Annotated in this window: 20 protein-coding genes and 1 pseudogene; 10 read left to right on the forward strand and 11 right to left on the reverse strand. The window is 68.6% G+C overall.

Translation table 11 applies throughout. The features are described from left to right. Window positions 1–712: pseudogene (gene vgrG1b / locus HMPREF2581_RS28675) on the reverse strand (type VI secretion system spike protein VgrG1b); the annotation flags it as partial. A 253-nt stretch (window positions 713–965) separates the two neighbouring features. Between vgrG1b and eagT6 the strand changes: the two are divergent. Genes eagT6 through HMPREF2581_RS28695 form a run of 4 tightly spaced genes read left to right on the forward strand, consistent with a single transcriptional unit; the run spans window position 966 to window position 3,318 of the window. Beyond that, window positions 966–1,400: a type VI secretion system effector EagT6 gene (eagT6, locus tag HMPREF2581_RS28680; RefSeq protein ID WP_003083692.1), complete on the forward strand. Its 435-nt coding sequence runs from the start codon at window positions 966–968 to the stop codon at window positions 1,398–1,400. 15 nt (window positions 1,401–1,415) lie between these two features. Then, window positions 1,416–2,798 carry a T6SS effector (p)ppApp synthetase Tas1 gene (gene tas1 / locus HMPREF2581_RS28685; protein WP_003083691.1) on the forward strand — a complete coding sequence of 461 codons (1,383 nt, stop codon included), beginning with the start codon at window positions 1,416–1,418 and terminating at the stop codon, window positions 2,796–2,798. Continuing rightward, complete coding sequence (gene tis1, locus HMPREF2581_RS28690; RefSeq protein ID WP_003083689.1) at window positions 2,788–3,021, forward strand: T6SS immunity factor Tis1; 234 nt, start codon at window positions 2,788–2,790, stop codon at window positions 3,019–3,021. Before tas1 ends, tis1 begins: the two co-directional genes overlap by 11 nt. Window positions 3,022–3,033: 12 nt before the next feature. After that, window positions 3,034–3,318, forward strand: coding sequence for an immunity protein Tsi6 family protein (locus HMPREF2581_RS28695; protein WP_003111794.1), 285 nt, complete (start codon window positions 3,034–3,036; stop codon window positions 3,316–3,318). Window positions 3,319–3,432: 114 nt separating this feature from the next. Here the strand turns inward: HMPREF2581_RS28695 and vgrG1a are convergent, their stop codons facing one another. The 10 genes from vgrG1a to tssA form a co-directional block, all read right to left on the reverse strand. Continuing rightward, the gene (vgrG1a, locus tag HMPREF2581_RS28700; RefSeq protein ID WP_011666527.1) at window positions 3,433–5,364 is read right to left on the reverse strand and encodes a type VI secretion system spike protein VgrG1a; all 1,932 of its coding nucleotides are present in this window, start codon (window positions 5,362–5,364) and stop codon (window positions 3,433–3,435) included. 46 nt (window positions 5,365–5,410) lie between these two features. Continuing rightward, window positions 5,411–8,119 (reverse strand): type VI secretion system ATPase TssH, encoded by a 2,709-nt coding sequence (tssH, locus tag HMPREF2581_RS28705; RefSeq protein WP_003136970.1) that lies wholly within the window; start codon window positions 8,117–8,119, stop codon window positions 5,411–5,413. Then, the gene (tssG, locus tag HMPREF2581_RS28710; RefSeq protein WP_003104969.1) at window positions 8,112–9,158 is read right to left on the reverse strand and encodes a type VI secretion system baseplate subunit TssG; all 1,047 of its coding nucleotides are present in this window, start codon (window positions 9,156–9,158) and stop codon (window positions 8,112–8,114) included. Before tssG ends, tssH begins: the two co-directional genes overlap by 8 nt. Further along, on the reverse strand, window positions 9,122–10,981 hold the full coding sequence (tssF, locus tag HMPREF2581_RS28715; protein WP_003083676.1) for a type VI secretion system baseplate subunit TssF: 1,860 nt from the start codon (window positions 10,979–10,981) through the stop codon (window positions 9,122–9,124). The genes tssG and tssF overlap by 37 nt, the downstream gene beginning before the upstream one ends. After that, on the reverse strand, window positions 10,978–11,487 hold the full coding sequence (gene tssE, locus HMPREF2581_RS28720; protein WP_003111625.1) for a type VI secretion system baseplate subunit TssE: 510 nt from the start codon (window positions 11,485–11,487) through the stop codon (window positions 10,978–10,980). Before tssE ends, tssF begins: the two co-directional genes overlap by 4 nt. Window position 11,488: 1 nt before the next feature. Continuing rightward, window positions 11,489–12,334 (reverse strand): type VI secretion system accessory protein TagJ, encoded by an 846-nt coding sequence (tagJ, locus tag HMPREF2581_RS28725; RefSeq protein WP_003119488.1) that lies wholly within the window; start codon window positions 12,332–12,334, stop codon window positions 11,489–11,491. 167 nt (window positions 12,335–12,501) lie between these two features. Further along, window positions 12,502–12,990 (reverse strand): type VI secretion system receptor/chaperone Hcp, encoded by a 489-nt coding sequence (gene hcp / locus HMPREF2581_RS28730; protein WP_003083670.1) that lies wholly within the window; start codon window positions 12,988–12,990, stop codon window positions 12,502–12,504. A gap of 75 nt (window positions 12,991–13,065) precedes the next feature. Then, on the reverse strand, window positions 13,066–14,562 hold the full coding sequence (gene tssC, locus HMPREF2581_RS28735) for a type VI secretion system contractile sheath large subunit (RefSeq protein WP_003111626.1): 1,497 nt from the start codon (window positions 14,560–14,562) through the stop codon (window positions 13,066–13,068). 12 nt (window positions 14,563–14,574) lie between these two features. Next, window positions 14,575–15,093: a type VI secretion system contractile sheath small subunit gene (gene tssB / locus HMPREF2581_RS28740; protein ID WP_003083666.1), complete on the reverse strand. Its 519-nt coding sequence runs from the start codon at window positions 15,091–15,093 to the stop codon at window positions 14,575–14,577. Window positions 15,094–15,181: 88 nt separating this feature from the next. Continuing rightward, window positions 15,182–16,216 carry a type VI secretion system protein TssA gene (gene tssA / locus HMPREF2581_RS28745; RefSeq protein ID WP_003111627.1) on the reverse strand — a complete coding sequence of 345 codons (1,035 nt, stop codon included), beginning with the start codon at window positions 16,214–16,216 and terminating at the stop codon, window positions 15,182–15,184. Between the two features lie 367 nt (window positions 16,217–16,583). Between tssA and tagH the strand changes: the two genes are divergently transcribed. Genes tagH through tagF form a run of 6 tightly spaced genes read left to right on the forward strand, consistent with a single transcriptional unit; the run spans window position 16,584 to window position 25,469 of the window. Beyond that, window positions 16,584–18,047 carry a type VI secretion system-associated FHA domain protein TagH gene (gene tagH / locus HMPREF2581_RS28750; RefSeq protein ID WP_070867401.1) on the forward strand — a complete coding sequence of 488 codons (1,464 nt, stop codon included), beginning with the start codon at window positions 16,584–16,586 and terminating at the stop codon, window positions 18,045–18,047. A 44-nt stretch (window positions 18,048–18,091) separates the two neighbouring features. Next, window positions 18,092–18,556, forward strand: coding sequence for a type VI secretion system lipoprotein TssJ (gene tssJ, locus HMPREF2581_RS28755; RefSeq protein ID WP_003083660.1), 465 nt, complete (start codon window positions 18,092–18,094; stop codon window positions 18,554–18,556). Window positions 18,557–18,571: 15 nt separating this feature from the next. After that, window positions 18,572–19,906 carry a type VI secretion system baseplate subunit TssK gene (gene tssK / locus HMPREF2581_RS28760; RefSeq protein ID WP_003115052.1) on the forward strand — a complete coding sequence of 445 codons (1,335 nt, stop codon included), beginning with the start codon at window positions 18,572–18,574 and terminating at the stop codon, window positions 19,904–19,906. Between the two features lie 6 nt (window positions 19,907–19,912). Beyond that, a complete protein-coding gene (locus HMPREF2581_RS28765; RefSeq protein ID WP_003115051.1) occupies window positions 19,913–21,262 on the forward strand; it encodes a DotU family type VI secretion system protein in 1,350 nt (449 codons plus the stop codon). Beyond that, on the forward strand, window positions 21,259–24,792 hold the full coding sequence (gene tssM / locus HMPREF2581_RS28770) for a type VI secretion system membrane subunit TssM (RefSeq protein WP_003111851.1): 3,534 nt from the start codon (window positions 21,259–21,261) through the stop codon (window positions 24,790–24,792). Before HMPREF2581_RS28765 ends, tssM begins: the two co-directional genes overlap by 4 nt. Beyond that, on the forward strand, window positions 24,789–25,469 hold the full coding sequence (gene tagF, locus HMPREF2581_RS28775; protein ID WP_003083642.1) for a type VI secretion system-associated protein TagF: 681 nt from the start codon (window positions 24,789–24,791) through the stop codon (window positions 25,467–25,469). Before tssM ends, tagF begins: the two co-directional genes overlap by 4 nt.

Raw genomic sequence — 25,469 nt, forward strand, 5'->3', positions numbered from 1 at the left:
CGGGACGCTGGAAGTCGTAGTCGTTGAGGCTCAGTGAGCCGGACTGCACCTCGCGCGCCATGTGCCAGTCGTAGAAATGGTCGCGCTCGCGCTGTTCCAGGGTCGGCGGGTAGTAGGGCACGCTGGCGTAGTTCGGCGGGCTCTGGTGCGCGCCATAGGCGTCGGATAGAACCAGGATGTGCCGATTCCGCTCGTGGCGGAACCAGTAGTAGATGCCTTCCTGCTCCATCAGCCGGCTGACGAAGTCGAAACTGGTCTCGCGGTACTGCACGCAGTATTCCCACTCGCGGTAGGAGCGGCTCAGGGCGTCCTCGAAGTCGGAGAAGCCGAGGTCGCGGAACACCTGCTTGATGATGTCCGGGACCTTCTGGTTCTGGAAGATGCGGCAGTCGGAGGTGCGCGTCAGCAGCCACAGCCAGGGGCGCAGGGTGACCTGGTAGCTGGCGAACTGGCCGTTGCCGGATCCCTGGCTGCAAGCGGCGACGATGCCGTGGAAATGCCGCCGGCTGCCGTCGTGCAGTTCCAGCGCCAGGCTGGCCGGCTTGCCCAGCAGCCCGTCGAGTGGCAGGTCGGGGTTTTCCGAGATCAGTTCCAGCTCGTAGGCGAACGGCCGGCCGAGCTCTTCGCGACCCTCCATTCGCTGCAATTGCAGGACCTCCGCGCCGAGCGGACTGTCGACCCGGACCAGGCGGGTCTGTTGCGCAAGTGCCATGAAATCATCCTTGATCCACGTCCATCACTGGCGCCGTTGGAGCGGCGCCACCCAAGCAGCATAGGCGCGGATGCGGTGGAAAGGGGAGATGCGTGACACAGATTCCGACGAGCGCCCCGACCGACGGCGAACAGGCAGAATGCCATCACGAAAGGCCGCTTCGGGCCAGGAAAGCCTTGATTCGCGAGCAACATTCCGTAAAGCTTTTGTCCAGCAATGACTCACTCAGAATCCTAGGGAAGGGGTTAACACAGTGACGCTCTATCGCCTCCACGAAGCCGATCTCGAGATTCCCGATGCCTGGCAGGACCAGAGCATCAACATCTTCAAGCTCCCCGCCAGCGGCCCCGCCCGCGAAGCCAGTTTCGTCATCAGCCGCGACGCCAGCCAGGGCGACGCGCCGTTCGCCGACTATGTCGCCCGCCAACTGGAAAACGCCGAGAAGCAATTGCCCGGCTTCAAGCTGCACAAGCGCTGGGACATCAACATCCACGGCCACGCCGCCGTGCTCCTCGACTACCAGTGGCAGCGCGAGGGCCGCGACCTGATGCTGCGCCAGGTATTCATCGAGCGCCGCCCGGCGGTGCTGATCACCACCCTGACCACCACCCCGGCTGACCTGCCGCACCACGAGCCGGCCTGGAAGCAGGCGATGCAGACCCTGGTCCCGCGCCCGACCCCTAGCTGATCCGAGTACCGACGCATGGATGCGCAAGCCGCCGCCCGACTGGGCGATGAGATAGCCCACGGTTTCGGTGTCGCCGCGATGGTCGCCGGAGCCGTGGCCGGAGCCCTGATCGGCGCCGCCGTGGTCGCCGCCACCGCCGCCACCGGCGGCCTGGCCGCGGTGATCCTGGCCGGTTCGATCGCCGCCGGCGGGCTGTCGATGTTCCAGATCGTCAAGGGCCTGACCACCATCTTCGAGCTACCCGAGCCGACCACCGGGGTGCTCATACGCGGCAGCTTCAACGTCTACGTGAACAGTCGCAACGCGATGCGCGCCGGCGACGACGTCTCCGCCACCTGCAGCGGCCTGCCGCTGAACCATCCGCTGTGGCCGTTCCCGGTGCTGATCGCCGAAGGCAGCGCCACCGTGTACATCAACGGCAAGCCGGCGGCGCGCCTGCAGAGCAAGATGGTCTGCGGCGCGCACATCAAGACCGGCAGCCAGAACACCTTCATCGGCGGCCCCACCGAGCGGGTGGCCTTCGTTCTCGATCTGGAGGAATGGCTGCACACCGGCCTCGAGGCGCTGGGCCTGGCGGCCCTTGCCGGCGGCCTGCTGCTGGCGGCGATGGCCGGGGTCGCGGCGCTGGTTGGAGTGGTCGCCATCGGCGGGCTGATGATGGGCGGCATGGCCCTGCTCGGCGACCTCGGCGACCGCCTCGGTCCCGGCTACCGCGACCTGTTCCAGGGCGTGGCCGGCATGGCGCTGCTGGGCTTCGGACCGAAGATGGCACGGCTCGGCAACGCACCCAAGGGCGCGCCGAAGACCCAGGTGCCGAAAGGCTTCGAGAAGGTCTATGGCAAGGCGCCGGCAGCCAAGGCCGAGATCGACGCGGTGGCCGACGGACTGGCGGCTAAGCACGGCGGCAGGGTCGCCAAGGCACCGATCAAGTCGCGCGAACGCGCCATGCAGAAGATCAACAACGACTACAAGGGCGATCCGACCAAGATCAAGGACCTGGCCCGCAACACCATCATCGTCGAAGGCGACAAGGTGAACACCGTTGCCGCCGAGCTGGCCAACCGCGGCGCCAAGGTCAAGGTGATCGACGGCAACGCCGACCCGCTCGGCTACAGCGGGGTGAACTCGACGATGAACACCAAGGCCGGGATACCCGGCGAGATCCAGGTCAACTCGCCGGAGATGATCTACGCCAAGGAGTCGGAGGACATGGCTCGCATCCTCCTCGGCAACGACACCTACGACGCGGTGGCGGCCAAGGCCGGCGTACCCGGAGGGCAGGGCCACAAGTACTATGAGGACTGGCGGGTACTGGATCCGAAGTCCCCGGAGGCCCAGGCCATCGCCGAGAAGAGCCGGGCGTACTACGACGCAGTGAGGAAAGGCAATGGCAATTGAAAAGGGCGAAGCGTTCGCCAGGCGCGATATCTACATCGACTACGACTTCGAAGACGTCACCTACCGCTGGGACCATCGGCAGGGCACGATCCACGTGCGCTTCTACGGCGAAGCCGAATCCCCCGAGCCGGTTGAGCACGACAACCGCCTGTTCAACGATGCGCTGCGTTTCGGCCGGGAAATCACCCGCGAGGAGTACGAGACGGGCTTTCCCAAGGGCTGAAGCGGCGCAGCCATGTCCCCCGTGAACTATGTCGAACGCGCCCTGGCGCTGGTCGCCGAGCGGCTGGCCCGGCATCCGCAATGCGGGATGCTGCTCTCCGTGGAAAAGCAGTTGCTGTACCTGAAAGCCGTGCTGCTCGACCGCAGCCTGGACCGTTCCGCGTTGCACCGGCTGAGCTTCGGCGGCATCGCCGGGAAAGAGTTCGAGGAGACCGACCCGGAACTCGCCAGGGCCCTCAAGGACGCATTCTACGTCGGCATACGCACTGGCCGCGGCCTGAAGGTCGACCTACCCTGAGCGCAACACCATCGGTCTTGAGCGACCGCCGCTTCTGCCTGGCGAGGACATGCGCGAATCGTCAAGGCTCCCGCGGCGTCCTGCCCGAGGGCGGGCGGCCAGGATGCCGCCGCCTCAGCCCTTCGCCGGCGGCGGAAACATCGCCTGTACCTGGCCGTCGATGGTGCCCTGCACGCCCTTGCCCTTGGCGTCGACCTCGCTGGCACCGCCGGAATTGAGGTCGAGGCGGCCGCCGGTGTCGATGTTGCCGTTGCCGCTGGCGTAGAGGTTGAAGGCGCTGCCGGAGATATTGATGGTGCCGTCGGCGTTGAACTCCACCACGCTCTTGCCGCAGACCAGGCGGATCTGCGCACCGGCCTCGATCAGGTAGGTGCCGGTGACGCTGTCGCTCTTCGCCCCGCCCACCAGCAGGGTGTCGTTGAGCTTCACCGCGCGGGTGCGGTTGTTGCCGATGCGTACCAGCTCGTCGTGGCCGATGCTCTTGTTGCGGTCGTGGCCGACCGACAGCGAGGCATCGTTCTCGACCAGGTTGTCCTGGTTGCGCTCGGCGTGGATGTACAACTGCTCGGCGCCCTTCTTGTCCTCCATGCGGATCTCGTTGAAGTTGGCCGGCGTGCCGCCCTTGCTCGAACGGCTCTTCATCCCGCTCTGGGTGGCGTTCGCCGGCAGCTCGTAGGGCACCGTCTGCTCGGCGTTGTAGACCCGCCCGGTGATGATCGGCCGGTCCGGGTCGCCTTCGAGGAAGCTGACGATCACTTCCTGGCCGATCCGCGGGATCTGCATCGAACCCCAGTTCTTCCCGGCCCAGGCCTGGGACACGCGAATCCAGCAGGAGCTGTTCTCGTTCGACTGGTCGTGGCGATCCCAGTGGAAGTGCACCTTGACCCGGCCGTACTGGTCGGTCCAGATCTCCTCGCCCTTGGGCCCCACCACCACCGCGGTCTGCGGACCGCGCACCACCGGCACCGGGGTCTGCGGCAGGAGGCGGAACGACTGGCTGGCGTCGATGCAGTCCAGCTCGCTCTCGAACTGCGAGCCGGCGCCGCCGCTGCCGGTTTCGTAGAGTTCCTGGACCACCCGGTATTCGGCGCCGACCACCAGGTACTCGCGGTTCTGGTCATCGCGCGGATAGCCGCTCAGGCGGAACAGGTGCCCGGCACCGATCCCACGCACCACGCCGCGCAGGCGCACGCGCTCGTGCTGCGCCTGGATCGCCTCGATGCGGTTGCGCGCGTACTGCTCGCCGTCCTGGCTCTGCACGTATTCGCCGGGATAGTCGTACAGCGGGTAGTCGGCCGCCGCGTGCGGCCGGGCGATGTTCGAACGCACCTCCAGGCGCGCGCCGGGGCGCTGGAAGTCGTAGTCGTTGAGGGTCAGCGAACCGGGCTGGACCTCGCGTGCCATCTGCCAGTCGAAGAAGTGGTCGCGCTCGCGATGGCCGAGGGTCGGCGGGTAGTACGGCACGCTGGCGTAGCCACCCGGGCTGCGATGCGCGCCGTAGGCGTCGGAGAGCACCAGGATGTGGCGCTTCTGCTCATGGCGGAACCAGTAGTAGATGCCCTCCTGTTCCATCAGCCGGCTGATGAAGTCGAAGCTGGTCTCGCGGTACTGCACGCAGTATTCCCACTCGCGGTAGGGGCGCGTGAGGGCATCCTCGAAATCGGAAAAGCCGAGGTCGCGGAACACCTGCTTGATGATCTCCGGCACGCTCTGGTTCTGGAAGATGCGGCAGTCCGAGGTGCGCGTCAGCAGCCACGGCCAGGGCCGCAGGGTGGCCTGGTAGCCGGCGAACTGGCCGTGCCCGGCCACCTGGCTACAGCGCGCGACGATACCGTGAAAGAAGCGCCGGCTGCCGCCGGGCAGCTCCAGCGACAGGCTCATCGGCTTGCCGAGCAACTGCTCCAGCGGCAGGTTGGGATTTTCCGATACCAGGTGCAGCTCGTAGGCGAACAGCCGTCCCAGTTCCTCGCGTCCCTCCATGCGCTGCAACAGCAGCACGTCCGGCCCCAGCGGGCAATCCACCTGGACCAGGCGGGTCAGTTGCATCAATCCCATCGACGGTTCCTTCTACTGCTCTGCGTGTCGCCGGTTGTCACTCGGCCTCGGCGAAGTCGTAGTGGAACTGGTTGTCGCGGCTACTGATACGTACCCCGGCCAACGGCTTGCCTTCGAGCATGCGGGTGAGGAACTCGCGGCTCATGTCCGGCAACAGCGTGTTGGTGAGGATCGCGTCGATCATCCGGCCGCCGCTCTCGGTCTCGGTGCAGCGCGAGACGATCAGGTCGACGACGCCCTCGTCGAACTCGAACGGCACCTTGTGGGTCGCCTCCACGCGCTTCTTGATCCGCCCCAGTTGCAGGCGCGAGATGGCCTTGAGCATGTCGTCGCTGAGCGGGTAGTAGGGGATGGTCACCAGGCGGCCGAGCAGCGCCGGCGGGAAGATCTTCAGCAGCGGTTCGCGCAGCGACTTGGCGATGGCTTCCGGCTCGGGCATCAGTTCCGGATCGGCGCAGAGGCTGGCGATCATCTCGGTGCCGGCGTTGGTGGTGAGCAGGATCAGGGTGTTCTTGAAGTCGATCACCCGGCCTTCGCCGTCCTCCATCACGCCCTTGTCGAAGACCTGGAAGAAGATCTCGTGGACATCCGGGTGGGCCTTCTCCACTTCATCCAGCAGCACCACGCTGTAGGGCTTGCGACGCACCGCCTCGGTCAGCACGCCACCCTCGCCGTAGCCGATGTAGCCGGGCGGGGCGCCCTTGAGGGTGGAGACGGTGTGGGCTTCCTGGAACTCGCTCATGTTGATGGTGATGACATTCTGCTCGCCGCCGTACATGGCCTCGGCCAGCGCCAGCGCGGTCTCGGTCTTGCCCACCCCGGAGGTGCCGGCGAGCATGAACACGCCGATCGGCTTGCTCGGGTTGTCGAGGCCGGCGCGGGAAGTCTGGATGCGCTTGGCGATCATCTCCAGCGCGTGGTCCTGGCCGATGATGCGCTTCTTCAGGTGCCGGTCGAGGTTGAGCACGGTGTCGATCTCGTTGCGCGCCATGCGGCCGACCGGGATGCCGGTCCAGTCGGCGACCACCGAGGCCACCGCCTGGTAGTCCACGGTCGGCAGGATCAGCGGCTCTTCGCCCTGCAACGCGCTCAGTTGCGCCTGCAGTTCGGCCAGCCGCGCATGCAGCGCCTGGCGCTGTTCCTCGTCGAGACGCGCCTCGCCTTCGCCCAGCGGCGCGCCGCCGGCGTCCACCGCTTCGGCGGCGGCGCGCAGACGGGCGCGGGTCTCCAGCAGTTCGTCGACCAGGCGTTTTTCCTCGGCCCAGCGCTGCTCCAGGGCGGCCAGGCGCTCGCGCTCCTCGGCCAGCAGGGTCTCGGCGTTGCGCTGGCGTTCGGCGGTGGCGACGCCGATGGCGCTCTCGCGGCGGATGATCGCCAGCTCGGTTTCCAGCGCCTCGATGCGCCGGCGGCTATCGTCGACCTCGGCCGGCACCGCGTGCAGGCTGATGGCGGTGCGCGCGCAGGCGGTATCCAGCAGGCTCACCGACTTGTCCGGCAGCTGGCGCGCCGGGATGTAGCGGTGCGACAGCCGGACCGCCGCCTCCAGCGCCTCGTCGAGGATCTGCACCTGGTGGTGCTTCTCCATGGTCGACGCGACGCCGCGCATCATCAGGATGGCCTTGTGCTCGGACGGCTCGTCCACCTGCACCACCTGGAAACGCCGGGTCAGCGCCGGGTCCTTCTCGATGTGCTTCTTGTACTCGGCCCAGGTGGTCGCCGCCACGGTGCGCAGGGTGCCGCGCGCCAGGGCCGGCTTGAGCAGGTTGGCGGCGTCGCCGGTGCCGGCCGCGCCACCGGCGCCGACCAGGGTGTGGGCTTCGTCGATGAACAGGATGATCGGCTTCTCGGAACTCTGCACGTCTTCGATCACCTGGCGCAGGCGCTGCTCGAACTCGCCCTTCATGCTCGCCCCGGCCTGCAGCAGGCCGACGTCGAGGGCGCGCAGTTCGACGTCCTTCAGCGCCGGCGGGACGTCGCCGGCGACGATGCGCAGGGCGAAGCCTTCCACCACCGCGGTCTTGCCGACGCCGGCCTCGCCGGTGAGGATCGGGTTGTTCTGCCGGCGGCGCATGAGGATGTCCACCAACTGGCGGATCTCCTCGTCACGCCCGACGATGGGGTCGAGCTTGCCGCTACGGGCCTGCTCGGTGAGGTCCACGGTAAAGCGCTTGAGCGCCTCCTGCTTGCCCATCGCGCTCGGCGCCAGGGCGCCGCTGGCCTCGCCCGGGGCGGCGCCGGCGTTGAAGCCGTCGCTGGCCGACAGGCCGTTCTCCGGCGAGGCGCCGACGTACTCGTCGAAGCGCTCGGTGAGCGCCTCGACCTTGAGCTTGGCGAATTCCGCCGACAGCCCGGTGAGGGCATGGCGCAGGCTCGGCGTCTTGAGGATGCCGATCACCAGGTAGCCGGTGCGCACCTGGCTCTCGCCGAACATCAGGCTGCCGTAGACCCAGCCGCGCTCCACCGCTTCCTCGACATGGGAGGACAGGTCGGTGATCGAGGTCGAGCCGCGCGGCAGACGGTCGAGGGCCTCGGTCAGGTCCTTGGCCAGGCGCGCCGGGTCGATCCCGGACTGGCGGACGATCTGGTGCAGGTCCGAGTCCGGCAACTGGAGGATCTGGTGGAACCAGTGCACCAGCTCGACATAGGGATTGCCGCGCAGCTTGCAGAATACCGTGGCGGCCTCGATGGCCTTGTAGGCCAGGCTGTTCAGCTTGCCGAACAGCGCAACGCGACTGATCTCACTCATGTTCCTTCTCCTTGTGCTCGTGCGGCCGCGCAGTGGCGTACTGGCGGGCCAGCAGTAGATCCCTGGCGTCCTGGCCGGGATCGCCCAGCCAGGTGTTGAAACCGAGCCGCCCGCCGCCCTGCAGGCCCAGCGGGGGTACTTCGTGGCGTTGCAAGACCAGGTTGACGTCCCAGTCCAGCTCCTCGCCCAGGTATTCGGCGACCCAGGCGGCCAGCTCGACGAAGTGGTCGCCGTCGGGCAGGAAGCGCTGGTATTGATCGAGGTCCAGCGGCCCCAGGCGCAGGCGGAACTTGTGCTGGCGGTCCCAGACGTGGGTGCCCAGGCAGACGTCCATGCCCAGGCTCGTCGAGTCGACGCCGAGGCGGCTGCGCTCGGGCAGCTCCAGCCATTGGCCGACGTATTCCTCGACCGCCACCGGGACCTCGAAATACTCCGCGAGGATCACCCGCAGGCCGTCCGGGTAGCGGGTCTGCGCGGCGAGGTGGCCGGTGTAGTAGTAGCGTGCGGTGTCCGCCAGCGGCTCGCGCCCCCGCAGGCTCGGCATGCCGCGCCCGGAGAGCGCGGCGAGACGCGCCGACCAGTAGTCGTCGTCGATCCGGTCGTGGCTGATCTCCGGCCGCGCCTCGGCCCAGGCCCGGTAGAACAGGGTCAGCAGGCGGTGGTGGAAGACGTCCATGAAGCGCTTGAAGGTCGCGTCGTTGACGTTGCGCTGGCGTTCTCGGGCGTATTCGGTGAGGTGCAGCGGCAGCGGCCCGTTGGGGCCGGTGAGGCCGAAGAAGAACTGGTCCAGGCGCGGCACCGCAGCGGTGCCGGCCTGGCTCACCGAGGCCAGGGTCGAGGGCGCGAAGGTGCAGTCGGGCTTCTGCCCGAGACGCAGCGGGTCGTCCGCCAGCCGCACCGAATGACCAAGGCGCGGCAGTTGCGGCGACTCGCACTCGATGCGCCGCAGCGCCTGGAAGAAGTCGTAATCCCAGGGCGCCGCCGCCATCCCGGCGAGCAGGTTCAGAGGTTCGGACGGCTGCCCGGCTTCGCCTGCCATCTCATCACCTCGCCCCGTTCGCCGGTGCGCAGCACCGTCTCGGTAAAGCTGTTGATCGACACGTAGCGTGCCAGGAAGCGCTCGAACACGGCGCCGAGGAGGAACACCCCGGTGCCACGGAACGCGTTCTCGTCGAAGTCCAGGGTGATCTCCAGGCCACGGCCGAAGACGATCGGCCCGGGCATCGGCAGGCGCCGCGTGCAAGGCTTGCTGCTGACCTCGCGCAGGCCCTCGATCTGCAGTTGCAGCGCCGGATCGCCGCTGTCGCCGTAGAGCCGCAGCAGCTCGCGCAGGGCGGCGGCGCCCTGGCCGCGCTCGGCCAACGACAGGTAGTTCAGCGACAGCTGGCTGATCAGCCGCCAGGCGCTGGCATCGTGGGCACGGCTGGCGCGCGGCCGGCTCGGTCCGGCGAGGCAGCGCACCTGCATGACCGGGGCGCTGTCCTCCAGGGTGAAGTCGCTCTTGTGCGCGCCGATCGGCATGAACAGCGGCAGGTCGCGGTTGGTGCACAGCGCGGCGATGCCGAGCTGGCGCAGGTCGTGGCGATAGGGCGCCTGGTTGGCGTCGACCAGGGCGACGAAGGTCTCGCTGCCGACGTAGGTCGAGCGCGGGCCCTTGCGCCGCTGCTTGCTGGACAGCACGCGCGGTTCGCGGCGCACGCTGAAGTAGGCCTGCTCGCGGCCGTAGCGCGCCGGGTCGCGCACCGCGTAGAACGGTTGGAAGGGTTGCTCCGGACCGCTGCCGTGGCCGCTCACCTGTTGCAGCGAATGCACCTCGAAATCCAGCGGACGGGTGCGGTCGACGATCACATGATGCTCGTTGACCCGGTCGGACAGGTGGATGCGGTCGCAGCGGCGCGGGAACAGGTTGATCGCCGGGGTGCAGAACGGCACCAGTTGCTCCGCGTCCACCGTGCCCTCCAGGCGCTGGTCGTGCTTGCCGAACAGCACGACCAGTTCCAGCTCCTCGCCGTGGCATCGACGCAGGGCGCGGTTCAGGCCGGAGAACTCGACGAACAGGAAGCGCGCCGGCAGGGCGAAGTATTCCTGCAGCAGGCGGTAGCCCTGGAACGCCCGCGGCACCACCGGCAGCAGCGCGTCCTCGTCGTCGAAGCCACGCGCACGCAGGCTGCTCGTCGGCAGGCGTTCGACCCAGGCATTGTCCGGGGCGCGGACGAACACCGCGCAGGCGTTGCCGAGCAATTGTTCGTAGAGGCGGTAGGGTTGTTCGTCGGCGCCGTGCAGGTAGAGCGGCAGGGCGTCCAGCGACAGGCTGTCGAACGGGATACCGGCGCCGCTGCGCAGGCGGATGCGCAGGCCGGCCTTGGCCCGCGGCTCGCTGGCGGCGAGGCGGCCGAGCACCGCGGCGGGATTGCCGAAGTAGTCGGCCTGGGCCACTTCCAGCGGCCACAGGGTCACCGGGTGGGCGGTGCGGTATTCGCAGGCGGTCTGGTCATCGGGGCCGAGCTGGCCGCGCAGGGAGGCCCCGCGCTCGACGCTGAAGCCGCTGCTCAGGGCGCCTTCGTTGGGGTCCGGGCGCAGCTGCACCACGGTCATCGACGGAGTCGGCGCCAGGTAGTGCGGGTAGGCGATTTCCAGCAGGTTGTGGGTGAAGGTCGGGTACTCCGCGTCGAGCTTCAGCTGGACCCGCGCGGTGAGATAGGCGAAGCCTTCCAGCAGGCGCTCGACGTAGGGGTCGGCGCACTCGAAGCCGGACAGCGACAGGCGCCCGGCGATCTTCGGGAACTCCTCGGCGAACTCCGCGGCGCTTTCGCGGATGTGTTGCAATTCCTGGTTGTAGTACTCGAGCAGGCGCGGGTTCATGTACGCCTCCGCTCGCCCTGGGCGACGCGCACGTGACCGGTCTCCAGGTCCAGGTTGGTGGTCAGCAGCAGGCGCAGCGGCGCCGGTTCGGCCCAGAGATCGCCCTCGATCTCGAAGCTCAGGGCGTTGTGGTCCATCTCGCCGGGCAGCAGTTGCGCGCGCACCCGCAACGAAGAACGGATGATGCGCGGCTCGAAGGTGGCGATGGTCTCGGTGAGCAGCGCCTCGATGGCATGCACGTCGACGCTCGACGCGGTGTGCCCGGCCAGCGCCGGCAGCCCGTAGTTGAGCACCGAGTTGCCGGCCGGCATCCGTGCGGCGGGGCCGTGGTCGAACAGCGAAGTGGTGTTGAACAGCCACGCCAGGTCGCGCAGCACCGAGGCCTTCAGCTGGCTCAGGGTCAGCACCCGGCGCTCCGCGGCTTCCTTGAGGTTGCCCGGCTCGTCGTCGGTGAGGCGGTCGAGCAGCGACGGCTGCAGGCGCTCCTGGAGGGTCAGTTCAGCCATGTCAGGCGTCCGTCGGCTCGAAGTCCAGCTCACGCAGGTCGAACAGCGCGGTCTCGCCGGCATCGGTGACGAACAGCCGCTGGCCGACCGGCAGGCCGCTATCCAGCCATTCGGTCTTGCGCCCCAGGCGCGCGGCGTCGTCGCCGTGCTCGACGGTTTCCGCGTAGCGCGCCGGCAGCAGCGCGACGGTGGCGCCACCGTTGGCCAGGGTCAGTTCGGCCGGCAGCCAGACCAGGTCGCGCAGGTCGCTCGGCGCCTCGACCTTGAGGCTGCGCAGGTTGCTCATCGGCAACCAGGCATAGCGACCGTTGACGATTACCTCGAGCACCGGGCCGAGGCGCGTGTCGGCATCTGCCAGCCAGGCGAACGGCGCTTCGCCGATCCGCCCGGGCACCGCCGGCGCGGCGTCGAAGGCCTGCTCGCGCAGGGCCTGGGCGGCCTCGCCATGGCCCTCGGCGTCCAGGCTCAGGGCCTGCAACAGCGGCGCGATCCATTCCGCCGGCTGGCCGAGGATCACCGGCGTCAGGCGCCCGGCGAACACCTCGCGGCGCAGCGCCTCGCAGTCGATGGCGGTGGAGTAGGTCTGTACCATCGGCAGCGCCGAGGCATCCAGTTCGCCGACCACCTTGAGCTGGTTCTGCGCCCGCGCCCACTGGCCCATCACGGCCAGCAGCTGGAACAGGAAGATCCGCAGGGTGGCGTTCGACGGCTGGCTGCGCACCTGTTCCTGCAAGGCTTTCAAGGCATCGTCCAGGCGCCCGGCGCGCAACAGTTCTTCGGCGATCATCGCGATACTTCCCTGTAGCCGGGAGCCCAGGCGCCCGGATGCGAATGAAGGGTCGGCCATGGCGCCCGGCGGACGCGACGGACGACCCGGTGGAATTCAGTACCTCCGGCAGGAGGTCGGGCGGACGAGGTCCGCGGCGCGCCGCGCGCGCCTTCGGCACCCGGCATGGCGGGCGCTCGCACCGGCCACGGCATGGCCTGGCCACGCCATGACCGGCAGCCGGCTCATCAGGCCTGCACGTTCTGGCGGATGTTCCAGCCGTACTTGACCGGACCGCCGTCCTTCGCGCCATCCGCCTTCTGCGGCTGGTAGTCGACCTGGACCTGGGCGAAGTTCAGGGTCACGTTCTCGGTCAGGCGATCCTCGCCACCGCTGCCGCCGGTGCTCACCGAGGACACCAGGACTTCCTTCAGGGTGATGATCAGGTACTCGACCTGGTTCTCGCCGCCGGCCTTGCGGATGGTCAGCTTCGCCTGCGGATAGTGCTTGCCGCTGGAGCAGGCCATCATCAGGTTGGGCGTGGACTTGTCGATGTACTTGGTGAACGACAGGTCCTGCACGTTGACCTTGCCGGCGCCGCCGCCACCGCCCATGTGCATCGACCCGGACTGGGACATGCCCCAGCTCCATGCCAGCACGTCGATTTCCTCGGCGTGAGTCTTGTCCTTGGACTCACCCTTGACGTCGCCGATCTTGATGAACATATCAACAGCCATCTTTCCTCCCGTGTGGCTCGCGCCACTACGCTATGCAAGCGCCCGCCACCATGGCAGGCGCTGTCGTTGAATGCCTCAGGCCTCTTTGGCCGAAGGCAGCTTGGATACCAGGCGTAGCGATACCGTCAGTCCCTCGAGCTGGTAGTGCGGGCGAAGGAAGAACTTCGAGTTGTAGTAACCCGGATTGCCTTCGACTTCCTCCACCACCACTTCGGCCGCCGCCAGCGGGTGCTGGGCCTTGGTGGTCTCGGTGGAGTGGGCCGGGTCGCCGTCGACGTAGTTGAGGATCCAGTCCTGCAGCCAGCGCTGCATCTCGTCCTTCTCCTTGAAGGAACCGATCTTGTCGCGAACGATGCACTTCAGGTAATGGGCGAAGCGGCAGGTGGCGAACAGGTAGGGCAGGCGCGCCGCCAAGTTGGCGTTGGCGGTGGCGTCCGGATCGTCGTACTCGGCGGGTTTCTGCAGCGACTGCGCGCCGATGAAGGCGGCGAAGTCGGTGTTCTTCTTGTGCAGCAGCGGCATGAAGCCGTTCTTCGCCAGCTCCGCCTCGCGGCGGTCGGAAATGGCGATCTCGGTCGGGCACTTCATGTCCACGCCGCCGTCGTCGGTGGGGAAGGTGTGCGCCGGCAGGCCCTGCACCTCGCCGCCGGACTCGACGCCACGGATCCGCGAGCACCAGCCGTAGAGCTTGAAGGAGCGGTTGATGTTGACCGCCATCGCGTAGGCCGAGTTGGCCCAGGCGTACTTGCTGCTGTCGGCGCCGTCGGTTTCTTCCTCGAAGGCGAACTCTTCCACCGGATCGGTCTTCGCCCCGTAGGGCAGGCGCGCCAGGAAGCGCGGCATGGTCAGGCCGATGTAGCGGGAGTCCTCGGACTCGCGCAGCGAACGCCAACCGGCGTATTCCGGGGTGGTGAAGATCTTGGTCAGGTCGCGCGGGTTGGACAGTTCCTGCCAGGAACCCATGCCCATCACCGTCGGCGAGGCGGCGGAGATGAACGGCGCATGCATGGCGGCGGAGATCTTCGCCATCTCGCCGAGCAGCTCGACGTCCGGCGGCGACTGGTCGAAGTAGTAGTCGCCGACCAGGCAGCCATAGGGCTCGCCGCCGAACTGGCCGTATTCCTCTTCGTAGAGCTTCTTGAAGATCGGGCTCTGGTCCCAGGTGGTGCCCTTGAATTTCTTCAGGGTCTTGTGCAGCTCCGGCTTGGAGATGTTCAGCACACGGATCTTCAGTTGCTCGTCGGTCTCGGTGTTGTTGACCAGGTAGTGCAGGCCGCGCCAGGCGCTTTCCAGTTGCTGGAAGTCGGCGTGGTGCATGATCAGGTTGACCTGCGCGGTGAGCTTGGCGTCAAGCGCCGCGATGATCGACTCGATCGACTTGATCGCGTCGTTGGAGATCAGGCTGGTCTGCTCCAGGGCATGCTCGGCGAGGGTCCGCACGGCGGTCTCCACCGCTTCGCGGGCGCGCTCGGTCTTGGGCTTGAACTCCTGCAGCAGCAGGCTGGCGAACTCGCTGGTCTGCTCGGTGGTGGTCTGGCCCTGGGCCAGGTTCTCGGTGCTCAATTCGGCCATGCTGGAATCCTCTTACGCCTGCGGCTCGTCGTCTTTGGGCTTCGGCGCGCTGGCCAGGGCCTGAAGCAGGGCCGGGTCCTTGATCGCCTTCATGATCATTTCCTCGGCGCCGGTCTTGCCATCCATGTAGGTCAGCAGGTTGGCCAGCTGGGTACGCGCCTCAAGCAGCTTGTTCAGCGAATCGACCTTGCGCGCCACCGCGGCGGGGCTGAAGTCGTCCATGCTCTCGAAGGTGATGTCCAGGCTCAGGTTGCCTTCGCCGGTCAGCACGTTCGGTACGTTGAAGGCCACCCGCGGCTTCATCGCCTTCAGCCGGGCATCGAAGTTGTCCACGTCGATCTCCAGGAACTTGCGGTCGGCGACCGCCGCCTGGGGTTCGGCGGGCTTGCCGGCGAGGTCGGCCATGACGCCCATGACGAAGGGCAACTGGACCTTCTTCTCGGCACCGTACAGCTCCACGTCGTACTCGATCTGCACGCGTGGCGCCCGGTTCCTGGCGATGAACTTCTGACTGCTGGTAGTGCTTCCCATCTTGTTTCTCCCTCGCGCGACGGCGGTTGTTAGCGCCGTCGGAATCGCCCCGGCGGCTTGCAGCGTTGGCCCGGACGGCCGCTAGGCGTTACTCGCTTTCCGGGCCTCGCAGGGTTTCGAACTGGGAAATCCCATCGGGGATGAGATTCCTCACGATTTCGGCGAAGTCGGCCGTCACCAGTGTCTTGGCGCGCTTGAGCAGCACCGGCACCGGGCTCGACGGCTCGTGGCGAACGTAATACTCGAGCAGGCGGTCGAGCTGGCGCAGGACGTCTTCGCGGTTGGCGATCTCGCCGCTGGCACGCGGTGCCGGCGCGGCGACGGCTGCGACAGGCGCGGCGCCCCCCTGCTCGCCGGTGGCCGCTTCGGCGCCCGGCGCCAAGGGCTCACCGGCGCCCTGCGGGCCGTACAGGTCGAACACCTGGAGGGCCTGGCGCAGCAGTTGACGAAGGGGACCGAGGTCGAGGCCCTGGGCCGAGCCGACCCGTTCGGCGACGCCGCTCTCGATGGCCAGGGCATGTTCCTGGGCGCCATCCAGGGCGCGCCGGGTGGCGGCCAGCGCATCGGCGTCGGCATCGGCGAAGGCGCCGGCGATCTGCTCGGGACTCAGGGTCTCGCTGGCGAAGCGTTGCAGCCCGGCGGCGTTCAGCGCGGCGCGCAGGTTGACCGGGCCGAACGCCCGCGAGCGCACCAGCGGGATCGCCCAGACCAGTTGCAGCAGCGGTTCGGCGACCAGGCCGGTGAGGGCGTTGATACGGAAGGTGGGGTCGTTGTCGTCATCGGCGTCGAGCAACGGATAGACGCCGTCCCAGTACTGGCCGAGCAGCTCGCGGACCAGCAGCAGGCCTTCGGCGAGCCCGTCCAGGCCGTCGAGGGCGACGTTGCTCTGCAGCAGCAGGTTGGCTACCCGCAGGTCCTTGCTACGGCCGAACAGCTCGCTGGCCAGCGCGCGTACGCGCGGCCACTCCGGCGGTTCGGCGGGCAGCACGGCATCGCCCATCTGGCGCTCGGGTTGGCCCTGGGCGATGCGTTCGAGTTCGAGGAACGCGGCGTCGTACTCCAGATCGTCGCCACAGGGCGAGTCCGGGGATACGGCGGCCAGCAAAACGGGTACATCCAGCACGGTGACGATCTCCCTATCATCGGAGCCGCTGCGCGGCCCTCACCTTCGCTTGTAAGATCCACTCCGTCGGATCTTGTAGGAGCCATTGATGAATATCGGATGACTCGAAAGGTTGGCAAAATTCTTGTGGCATGCCGCAAGGCTTGTCAAGGAAGGCACAACGCCACTAGTTGCATGACACCGCAGATCGGACAAATCTTTAAAAGACGTAGGATTAGTCTTTTATAATCCGGTACCACCCGATGTGTCTTCCCGAGGCGACGAAACGCCGGAAAGCCGTCGGGCCAGCCTGGATGCGAACCGAAATCCCTCGGGCACGGGGGTGAGCGCCTGGAAGAGCCGGGCGCTGGCAATGCAAGGAGTAGCAATGCCGCTGCGATTGACCATCACCAGCTACCACAAGCTGACCCCCGGTCAGTGTTCGGAAAAGGTACTGGACCAGGGACAGCTGACCATCGGTCGGGGCCCGGACAACGACTGGGTCCTGCCGGACCCGGAGCGCCTGGTCTCCAGCCGCCACTGCACCATCCTCAACCGCGACGGGGTGTACTACCTCACCGACACCAGCACCAACGGCGTGCTGCTGGTCAATGCCGGGCACCGCCTGCGCCGCGGCAACAGCGAGCCGCTGCAGGACGGCGAGACCGTCCGCCTCGGCGAATACGACATCCTCGTCCAGTTCGGCCACGACATCGCCCTGCCCGGCAGCGGCAATCCGCAGACCGATCCGTTCACCAGCTTCGACGCACTGATGAGCCGGCAGGCCGCCGGATCGGCGCCTGCCTTCGCCGAACCGGCGCCCACCCCGCACCCCGCGGTGACGGCGCATTTCCAGGGCGGCTCGCCGCTGGACACCAAGCCCGACCTGTTCGACTTCCTCACCCCGCCGCCGCCCGGCGCGGCGCCGCGTCCGGACCATGTACCGGCCGAACAGCACGACTTCCGCCCGCCGGAACCGGTGATCCCGCTGCCCCCCGCGACCACCCCGGCGCCACCGCCCGCTGGCGGCGCACCGCTGATTCCGGCCGACTGGGACCCGTTCGCCGAACTGCTCGGCAACACGCCCGCGCCAAGCGCCACGCCCGTCGTCCAGCCGCAGCCAGCGGCCGAACCGACGCCGCTGGCGATGCCCTTCGCCGACCCGGGGATCACCCAACAGCCACAGCCACAGCCACAGCCACAGCCACAGCCAGCCAGCGTGGCGGCGCCGACGCCCCCGGCAAGCGCCGCCGCGACGGCCGGCGGCGACCTGCTGCAGGCGTTCCTGCGCGGCGCCGGCATGACCCAGTTGAAGGTCGACCCGGCCGGCGCCGAAGCGCAGATGGAAGCCATCGGCCGCAGCTATCGCGGCCTGGTGGAAGGACTGGTGGACGTGCTGCGCGCGCGGGCCAGCCTGAAGGGCGAGTTCCGCATGGCGCAGACCATGATCCAGCCGGTGCAGAACAACCCGCTGAAGTTCGCGCCGAACGTCGACGAAGCCATGCTGCTCCTGCTGCGCCGCGACAACCAGGCGTTCATGGCGCCGGATCGCGCGGTGGCCGACAGCTTCGAAGACCTCAAGGCGCACCAGTTGGCGGTGATGGCCGGCGTGCAGGCCGCCATCCGCCACCTGCTGGCGCGCTTCGAACCGGCCGCGCTGGAAGCCCGCTTCGGCAAGCCGGCCGGGCTTTCCGGCCTGCTGCCGGGGGCCCGCCAGGCACAGAACTGGGACAGTTTCACCGAGCTGTACGCGAAGATCCTGCGCGAGGCGGAGGACGACTTCCAGGAGCTTTTCGGCCGCGAATTCAGCCGCGCCTACGAGGAACACAGCGCTCGACTACGGCGTTCCTGACGCCAACGAACACCAGGAGAAACAACGTCAATGAGGACGACACCATGCAGAAACTGATCGTCGCGCTGTTCGGGCTGCTGCTCGCCGCCTGTTCGTCCAGCCCGCCGGAAACCCCGCCGACCCGGGTGGTGATCTGGCTCCACGCCGCACCGAACCTCAACCCGTCCGCCGCCGGCCAGGCGGCGCCGCTGCGCCTGCGGCTGTACGAGCTGAAGAAAGACACCGCGTTCGGCCGCGCCGACTACTTCGCCCTCACCGACAACGCCCAGTCGACCCTCGGCGGCGACCTGGTGGAGCAGGACGAGTTCCTCCTGCGTCCGGGCGAGGAACGGCGCATCGAACGCACGCTCGACGAGCAGACCCGCCAGCTCGGCTTCGTCGCCGCCTACCGCGACCTCGACCGCGCCACCTGGCGCCAGGTCCTCGACGTGCCGGGGCAACGCACCAGCCATCTCGACATCACGCTCGGCGCGCAGGCCATCGGCATCGTCGCGCGTCCCGCGCCCTGAACCTTCGGAGTCCCTATGTCCTGGAATAACCGCGTGGTGTGGTCCGAAGGCATGTTCCTGCGGCCACAGCATTTCCAGCAGCACGACCGCTACCTGGAAACCCTGGTGGATGGCCGCTGCCGCTCGCTCCTGGCGGGCGGCTGGGGCTTTTCCGAGCTGAAGCTGGACGATGCCCTGCTGACCCAGGGCAAGCTGGCCATCGTCAGCGCCCGCGGCGTGCTGCCGGATGGCACGCCGTTCAACATCCCCGCCGACGATCCGGCGCCGGCGCCGCTGAATGTCGAGGAAAGCCTGCGCGATGGCATCGTCTACCTCGGCCTGCCGCTGAAGCGCGTCGGCACCCGCGACACGGTAGAGGAGGGCGAGGCCCTCGGCGGCGCCCGCTACGTCAGCCAGGTGCAGGAAGTGCGCGACGACAATGCCGCCTTCGAGAGCCGCGCGCCGGTGGCCCTGGGCAGCCAGGCGTTCCGCCTGCTGACCGAGCGCGACGGCCTCGGCGAATACGCCGCGGTGGGCGTCGCGCGGGTCCGCGAGAAGCGCGCGGACCAGGCCCTGAGCCTGGACGAGGACTACCTGCCGCCGGTACTCGACATTGCCGCCGCGCCGCCCCTGGCGTCCTTCGCCAAGGAGCTGCTGGGCCTGCTCCACCAGCGCGGCGAAGCCCTCGCCGGGCGGGTGGTGGCCTCCAGCGCCGGGGGCGCCTCGGAAATCGCCGACTTCCTGCTGCTGCAACTGGTCAACCGCGCCGAGGCCCTCACCGGTCACCTGTCCCGCGTGCGCCCGCTGCACCCGCAGGAGCTGTACCGCGAACTGGTGGCCCTGGCCGGCGAGTTCTGCACCTTCACCGCCAGCCAGCGGCGTCCCGAGGAGTACCCGGTGTACAACCACGACGACCTGGCCGCCAGCTTCGCCCCGGTGATGCTCGCCCTGCGCCAGGCGCTGGCGACGGTGATCGACGCCAAGGCGATCGCCATCCCGATCGTCGAGAAGGCCTACGGCGTGCACGTCGCGATGCTCAGCGACCGCAGCCTGATCGACAACGCCAGCTTCGTCCTGGTGGTGCGCGCCGACGTCCCCGGCGAGAGCCTGCGCGGGCACTTCCCGCAGCAGGCCAAGGTCGGCTCGGTGGAGCACATCCGCGACCTGGTCAACCTGCAACTGCCGGGTATCGGCCTGCTGCCGATGCCGGTGGCGCCGCGGCAGATCCCCTACCACGCCGGCTCCACCTATTTCGAACTGGACCGCGGCAGCGCGCATTGGAAGCAGCTGACGCACTCCGGCGGCTTCGCCTTCCACATCGCCGGCCAGTTCCCCGGGCTGAACCTGGCCTTCTGGGCCATTCGAGGATAAGCAACGATGCCTCCCATCGACGATCCCTTCGGCACCCCGGCCGGCGGCGGCAACGGAAGCCCGCCCGACGACCGCACCATGATCATGCCGCGTCCCGGCGGCCGCGCCCCGGAACCGGCCGGCGGCCCCCGCGGCGGCGATCCCTACACGCCGCCGCCGATGGCCAGCCTGGCGCCGCTGAGCGGCCGCGGCGACGGCCTCAACCCGCTGGAGCAGGCCGCCGGCCCACTGCTGGCGATGCTCACCCGCCTGCGCAACACCATCGCCCATCCGGCGCCGGCCAGCCTGCGCGCGCAACTGCTCGGCTACCTGCGCCAGTTCGAGGAGAAGGCACGCCAGGCCGGCGTGGCGCCGGACGAAGTGATGCTGGCGCGCTACGTGCTCTGCACCGCCCTCGACGAAGCGGTGCTCAGCACGCCGTGGGGCAGCACCAGCGACTGGGGCAAGCAGAGCCTGCTGATCACCCTGCACAACGAGGCCTGGGGCGGCGAGAAGGTCTTCCAGTTGCTCGAACACTGCCTGCAGAACCCGCACCAGCGCCTGCACCTGCTGGAGCTGCTGTACCTGTGCACCAGCCTCGGCTTCGAAGGCCGCTACCGGGTCATGCACGACGGCCGCAGCCAACTGGAGGCGCTGCGCGAGCGCACCGCGGCGGTGATCCGCAGCACCCGCGGCGAGTACGAGCACGAACTGTCGCCGCACTGGCGCGGCCTCAGCGTGATGCGCGACCGCCTTTCGCAATACCTGCCGCCGTGGGTCGGTATCGCCATCGGCCTGGCCTTGCTGCTGGCCTTGCTGTTCGGCCTGCGGATGAAGCTGGCCGCCGACGCCGAGCCGGTGTTCAAGCGCATCCACGCCATCGGCGAGATCCCGGTGCAGGCCATCGACCGCCCAGCGGTGCAGCCGCGGGTGATCGAACGGCCACGCCTGGCGCGCTTCCTCGCAGACGACATCAAGGCCCAGCGGGTGGCGGTGGAGGACGCCGTCGACCGCTCGGTGGTGACCATCCGCGGCGACGAGCTGTTCGCCAGCGCCAGCGCCAGCGTGCGCGACGAGTTCCAGCCGCTGCTGCTGCGCATCGCCGACGCCCTGCGCAAGGTCAAGGGCCAGGTGCTGGTCACCGGCCATAGCGACAACCGGCCGATCGCCACGCTGCGCTACCCGTCCAACTGGAAACTGTCCCAGGCCCGCGCCCAGGAGGTCGCCGACCTGCTCGGCGCGACCACCGGCGACGCCGGCCGCTTCACCGCCGAAGGGCGCAGCGACACCGAGCCGGTGGCGACCAACGCCAGCGCCGAAGGCCGCGCACGCAACCGCCGGGTGGAAATCACCGTATTCGCGGAGGGCGCGCAATGAAAGGCTTCCTCAACTTCTTCGCGCGCTGGGTGGTGCCGGTGCTCGGCCTGCTCGCCCTGAGCCTGATCATCTGGTTCCTCGGCCCGCTGCTGCGCCTGGGCAACTACGAACCGCTGGCCTCGGCGACCAGCCGCTGGGTGCTGATCGTCCTGCTGTTCCTGGTCTGGATCGGCTTCCGCGTGCTGCGCATCGTGCAGGCCCGGCGCAACGCGGCGAAGGTCATGCAGAGTCTCGCCGAGGTCAGCGCGCCGGACGCCGCCAGCGTCGCCACCGCCGAAGAGCTGGCGACCCTCAAGCAACGCATGGACGAGGCCCTGGCCCTGCTCAAGCGGGCCAAGCTGGGCGGCAGCGAGCGGCGCAACCTGTACGAGTTGCCCTGGTACGTGATCATCGGCCCGCCCGGTTCGGGCAAGACCACCGCGCTGATGAACTCCGGCCTGGACTTCCCGCTCGCCGCACAGATGGGCGCCGGGGCGATCCGCGGGGTCGGCGGCACGCGCAACTGCGACTGGTGGTTCACCGACGAAGCGGTGCTGCTGGACACCGCCGGCCGCTATACCACCCAGGACAGCCACGCCCAGGTGGACAAGGCCGCCTGGCTGGGCTTCCTCGACCTGCTCAAGACCCAGCGCAAGCGCCGCCCCATCGATGGCGCGTTCATCGCCATCAGCCTTTCCGACCTGCTGCTGGGCAGCGACGCCGAGCGCGCCGCCCATGCCCAGGCGATCCGCGCGCGCATCCAGGAGCTGTACCAGCAGCTCGGGGTGCGCTTCCCGATCTACGTGATGCTGACCAAGTTCGACCTGGTGCCGGGCTTCATGGAGTTCTTCGACAGCCTGAACCGCGAGGAACGCGCGCAGGTCTGGGGGATGACCTTCGCCCTCGACGACGGCAAGAGCGCGGAAGGCCCGCTGGCGGTGTTCGACAGCGAATTCGCCCTGCTCGAACAGCGTCTCACCGCGCGCCTGGTGGAACGCCTGCAGCAGGAGCGCGACCCGGCGCGGCGCGACCTGGTCTACGGCTTCCCGCAGCAATTCGCCGCCCTGCGCGAATGCCTCGGCGAGTTCCTCAACGGCGTGTTCAAGCCCAACCCCTACGAGGAACGCCCGCTGTTGCGCGGCCTGTACTTCACCAGCGGAACCCAGGAAGGCAGTCCGATCGACCGCCTGATCGGCAGCATGGCGCAGTCGATGAACCTCGACCGCCAGCACCTGGCGCGGCAGACCGGAACCGGGCGCAGCTACTTCATCGAGCGGCTGTTCCGCGAAGTGGCGTTCGGCGAACGCGGCCTGGTCGGCACCAACCCGAAGGTCGAGCGCCGCCGCAAATGGCTGACCATCGGCGCGCTGAGCGCCACCGCGCTGGTGGTGCTGGCGGTGACGGCGGTATGGATCGCCAGCTACCGCGCCAACCAGAGCTACATCGCCGCGGTCGACCAGCGCGTCGACCCGCTGGCGCGCGGCATCGAGTCGCTGAGCCCGGCCCAGCGCGACGTCCTGGCCGTACTGCCACAGCTCAACGCGGTGCAGAATCTCGCCGGCGACGCGCCAAGCTGGGCCGAAGGCTACGGGCTGTACCAGGGCGACATGCTCGGCGAGGAGTCCGCCAGCGTCTACCGCAAGCTGCTGATCGCGGTGTTCGCCCCGCGCCTGGTGACCCGCATCGAGGAACAGTTGCGCTCCGGCGGCAGCAGCGATTTCCTCTACGAGGGCCTGAAGGCCTACCTGATGCTCGGCAGCCCGGACCATTACGACGCCGACTTCATCAAGGCCTGGATCAGCCTCGACTGGGAACGCAACCTGCCGCGCGACCTCTCGCCGGAACAGCGCCAGGCGCTGCACGCGCACCTCGACGCGTTGCTCGAACGACGGCCGCCGTCGGCGCGCCTGGACCAGGACCTGGTCGAGGACCTGCGCCGCCAGTTGCAGCAACTACCGGTGGCGCAGCGGGTCTACGACCGGGTCAAGCGGCAGAGGCTGCCCAAGGACGTGCCCGACTTCCGCATCAGCGACGCCGCCGGCCGCGACGCACCGCTGGTGTTCGCGCGCAAGAGCGGCAAGCCGCTCACCGACCCGCTCAGCGGCTTCTTCACCTACCGCGGCTATCGCGAGGTGTTCCTCACCGCCAGCCTCAGCCAGGCCGGCACCATCGCCGAGGAACAGTGGGTGCTCGGGCGCGACCTGAACGATGCCGGCGATGCCGCCAACCTGGCCCTCGACGTGCGTCGCCTGTACTTCCAGGACTACCTGCGGCAATGGGACGACCTGCTCGCCGACCTCACCGTGGTGCCGATCACCAACGTCACCCAGGCCGCCGACGTGCTGCGCATTCTCTCCGGGCCGACCTCGCCGTTCCGCAAGCTGCTCGAGGCGGTGGCCCGCGAGACCGACCTGCAGAAGGGCGACCGGCTGGTCGCCGCGCAAGTGAAGAAGGCCGCCGACGGCACCGTGGACAAGCTCAAGCAGCGCCTCGGCTCGCTGGTCGGCCAGGAGGAGGAGGAAGGCGCCCGCGAACAGCCGCAGCAGGCCGACAGCGACCCGATCAGCGCCCACTTCGCCGAACTCAACAGCCTGGTCAGCAAGGGCGAGGGCGGCAACGAGCCGGCGCCGATCGACAGCCTGCTGGAGGACATGAACGCGCTCTACGTACAGGTCAGCGCCATGGCCGGAGCCAGCGGCGACTCGCTGCTCGGCGACGCCAAGAACCAGGTGGCCGCCGCCGCCTCGCGCGTGGCCCTCAGCGCCGAGCGCCAGCCGCCGGTGGTCCAGGGCCTGGTGAAGAACGTGGTCAACTCCACCACCAGCAGCATGATGGGCAGCGTGCGCAACCAGCTCAACGCGGCCTGGATCAGCGACGTGGTCAGCGTCTACCGGCAGTCCCTGGCCGGGCGCTACCCGATCGCCGCCGGCAGCTCGCGCGACGCCACCCTGGAAGACTTCGGCCACTTCTTCGGTGCCGGTGGGGTGATGGACAGCTACTTCCGCCAGTACCTGCAACCCTACGTCGACACCTCCGCCAGCACCTGGCGCTGGCAGCCCGGCGCGGCGCAGAAGCTCGGCATCAACCCCGGCGTGCTGCACACCTTCCAGCGCGCGGCGGCGATCCGCGACGCCTTCTTCCGCTCCGGCGGCATGCAGCCGGCGGTGCGCTTCGAACTCAAGCCGGTGACCATGGACGCGGCGATCAGCCAGTTCATCCTCGACCTCGACGGCCAGCAGCTGACCTACGACCACGGCCCCGCCCGCCCGGTGGCGATGCAGTGGCCGAGCGCCAACGGCCTCGGCGTGGTCCGCCTGACGGTGACGCCGCCGCCCAGCAGCGGCCGTTCCGGCCTGACCCTGGAGGGCCCCTGGGCCTGGTTCCGCCTGCTCGACCAGTCGGACCTGGAACGCGGCAACTCGCCGGACCGCTTCACCCTGCGGCTGCGCATCGACGGCTCCAGCATCGCCTGCGAGCTGCGCGCCAGCAGCGCCTTCAACCCCTTCAAGAGCCGGGTCGTGTCCGGCTTCAGCCTCCCGGAGCGCCTTTGAACAGCGTCGGTTTCTACGGCAAGCTGGCCGGCCGCGGCGATTTCGTCAGCCGCGGCCTGCCGAACACCTTCGTCGAACCCTGGGACGCCTGGCTGGCCAGCGGCATGCGCGCCAGCCAGGACGAACTCGGCGCGGCCTGGCTCGACGCCTACCTGACCAGCCCGCTGTGGCGCTTCGCCATCGCCCCCGGCCTGCTCGGCGGCGAAGCGGTGGCCGGGGTGGTGATGCCGAGCATCGACCGGGTCGGTCGCTATTTCCCGCTGACCGTCGCCTGCCTGCTGCCGGCGAACGCCGACCTCGGCGGGCTGGTCGGCGGCGACGACGGCTGGTTCGAGCAGGTCGAGAGCCTGCTGCTCTCCACCCTCGAACCGGAGGCCGAGGTCGAGGCCTTCGAGCAGGCGGTGGCGCAGCTCCCGGCCCCTCCCTGCGGACCGCGCATCGAACAATCGCTGATCAGCGGCAACCTGCTGCGCAGCGAAGCGGTGACCCCGGCGCAGCGCCTCGCCGCGCTGGCCCAGCATGCCTGCGACGGCGCCAGCCACTGGTGGGGACGCGGCTCGGCACGGATCTCCGCCGGCCTGATGCGCTACCAGGGCCTGCCGCCGGCGCCGGCGTTCGGACGATTCCTCACCGGAGAGGGCGAGGTGATCCCGCTCTTTCCCGGCATACCCGGTTAA

It is taken from the genome of Pseudomonas sp. HMSC057H01 (assembly GCF_001836405.1).
GTDB classification, from domain to species: Bacteria; Pseudomonadota; Gammaproteobacteria; order Pseudomonadales; family Pseudomonadaceae; genus Pseudomonas; species Pseudomonas aeruginosa.

Coding starts and splice junctions, on each gene's coding strand:
- hcp (WP_003083670.1), bottom strand. CDS start 12,990: ATGGCTGTTGATATGTTCATCAAGATCGGCGACGTCAAGGGTGAGTCC.
- tssK (WP_003115052.1), top strand. CDS start 18,572: ATGTCCTGGAATAACCGCGTGGTGTGGTCCGAAGGCATGTTCCTGCGG.
- tssC (WP_003111626.1), bottom strand. CDS start 14,562: ATGGCCGAATTGAGCACCGAGAACCTGGCCCAGGGCCAGACCACCACC.
- vgrG1a (WP_011666527.1), bottom strand. CDS start 5,364: ATGCAACTGACCCGCCTGGTCCAGGTGGATTGCCCGCTGGGGCCGGAC.
- HMPREF2581_RS28765 (WP_003115051.1), top strand. CDS start 19,913: ATGCCTCCCATCGACGATCCCTTCGGCACCCCGGCCGGCGGCGGCAAC.
- tis1 (WP_003083689.1), top strand. CDS start 2,788: ATGGCAATTGAAAAGGGCGAAGCGTTCGCCAGGCGCGATATCTACATC.
- tssF (WP_003083676.1), bottom strand. CDS start 10,981: ATGAACCCGCGCCTGCTCGAGTACTACAACCAGGAATTGCAACACATC.
- tssJ (WP_003083660.1), top strand. CDS start 18,092: ATGCAGAAACTGATCGTCGCGCTGTTCGGGCTGCTGCTCGCCGCCTGT.
- tagH (WP_070867401.1), top strand. CDS start 16,584: ATGCCGCTGCGATTGACCATCACCAGCTACCACAAGCTGACCCCCGGT.
- tssE (WP_003111625.1), bottom strand. CDS start 11,487: ATGGCTGAACTGACCCTCCAGGAGCGCCTGCAGCCGTCGCTGCTCGAC.
- tas1 (WP_003083691.1), top strand. CDS start 1,416: ATGGATGCGCAAGCCGCCGCCCGACTGGGCGATGAGATAGCCCACGGT.
- tagJ (WP_003119488.1), bottom strand. CDS start 12,334: ATGGCCGACCCTTCATTCGCATCCGGGCGCCTGGGCTCCCGGCTACAG.
- tssG (WP_003104969.1), bottom strand. CDS start 9,158: ATGGCAGGCGAAGCCGGGCAGCCGTCCGAACCTCTGAACCTGCTCGCC.
- tssH (WP_003136970.1), bottom strand. CDS start 8,119: ATGAGTGAGATCAGTCGCGTTGCGCTGTTCGGCAAGCTGAACAGCCTG.
- HMPREF2581_RS28695 (WP_003111794.1), top strand. CDS start 3,034: ATGTCCCCCGTGAACTATGTCGAACGCGCCCTGGCGCTGGTCGCCGAG.
- tssM (WP_003111851.1), top strand. CDS start 21,259: ATGAAAGGCTTCCTCAACTTCTTCGCGCGCTGGGTGGTGCCGGTGCTC.
- tssB (WP_003083666.1), bottom strand. CDS start 15,093: ATGGGAAGCACTACCAGCAGTCAGAAGTTCATCGCCAGGAACCGGGCG.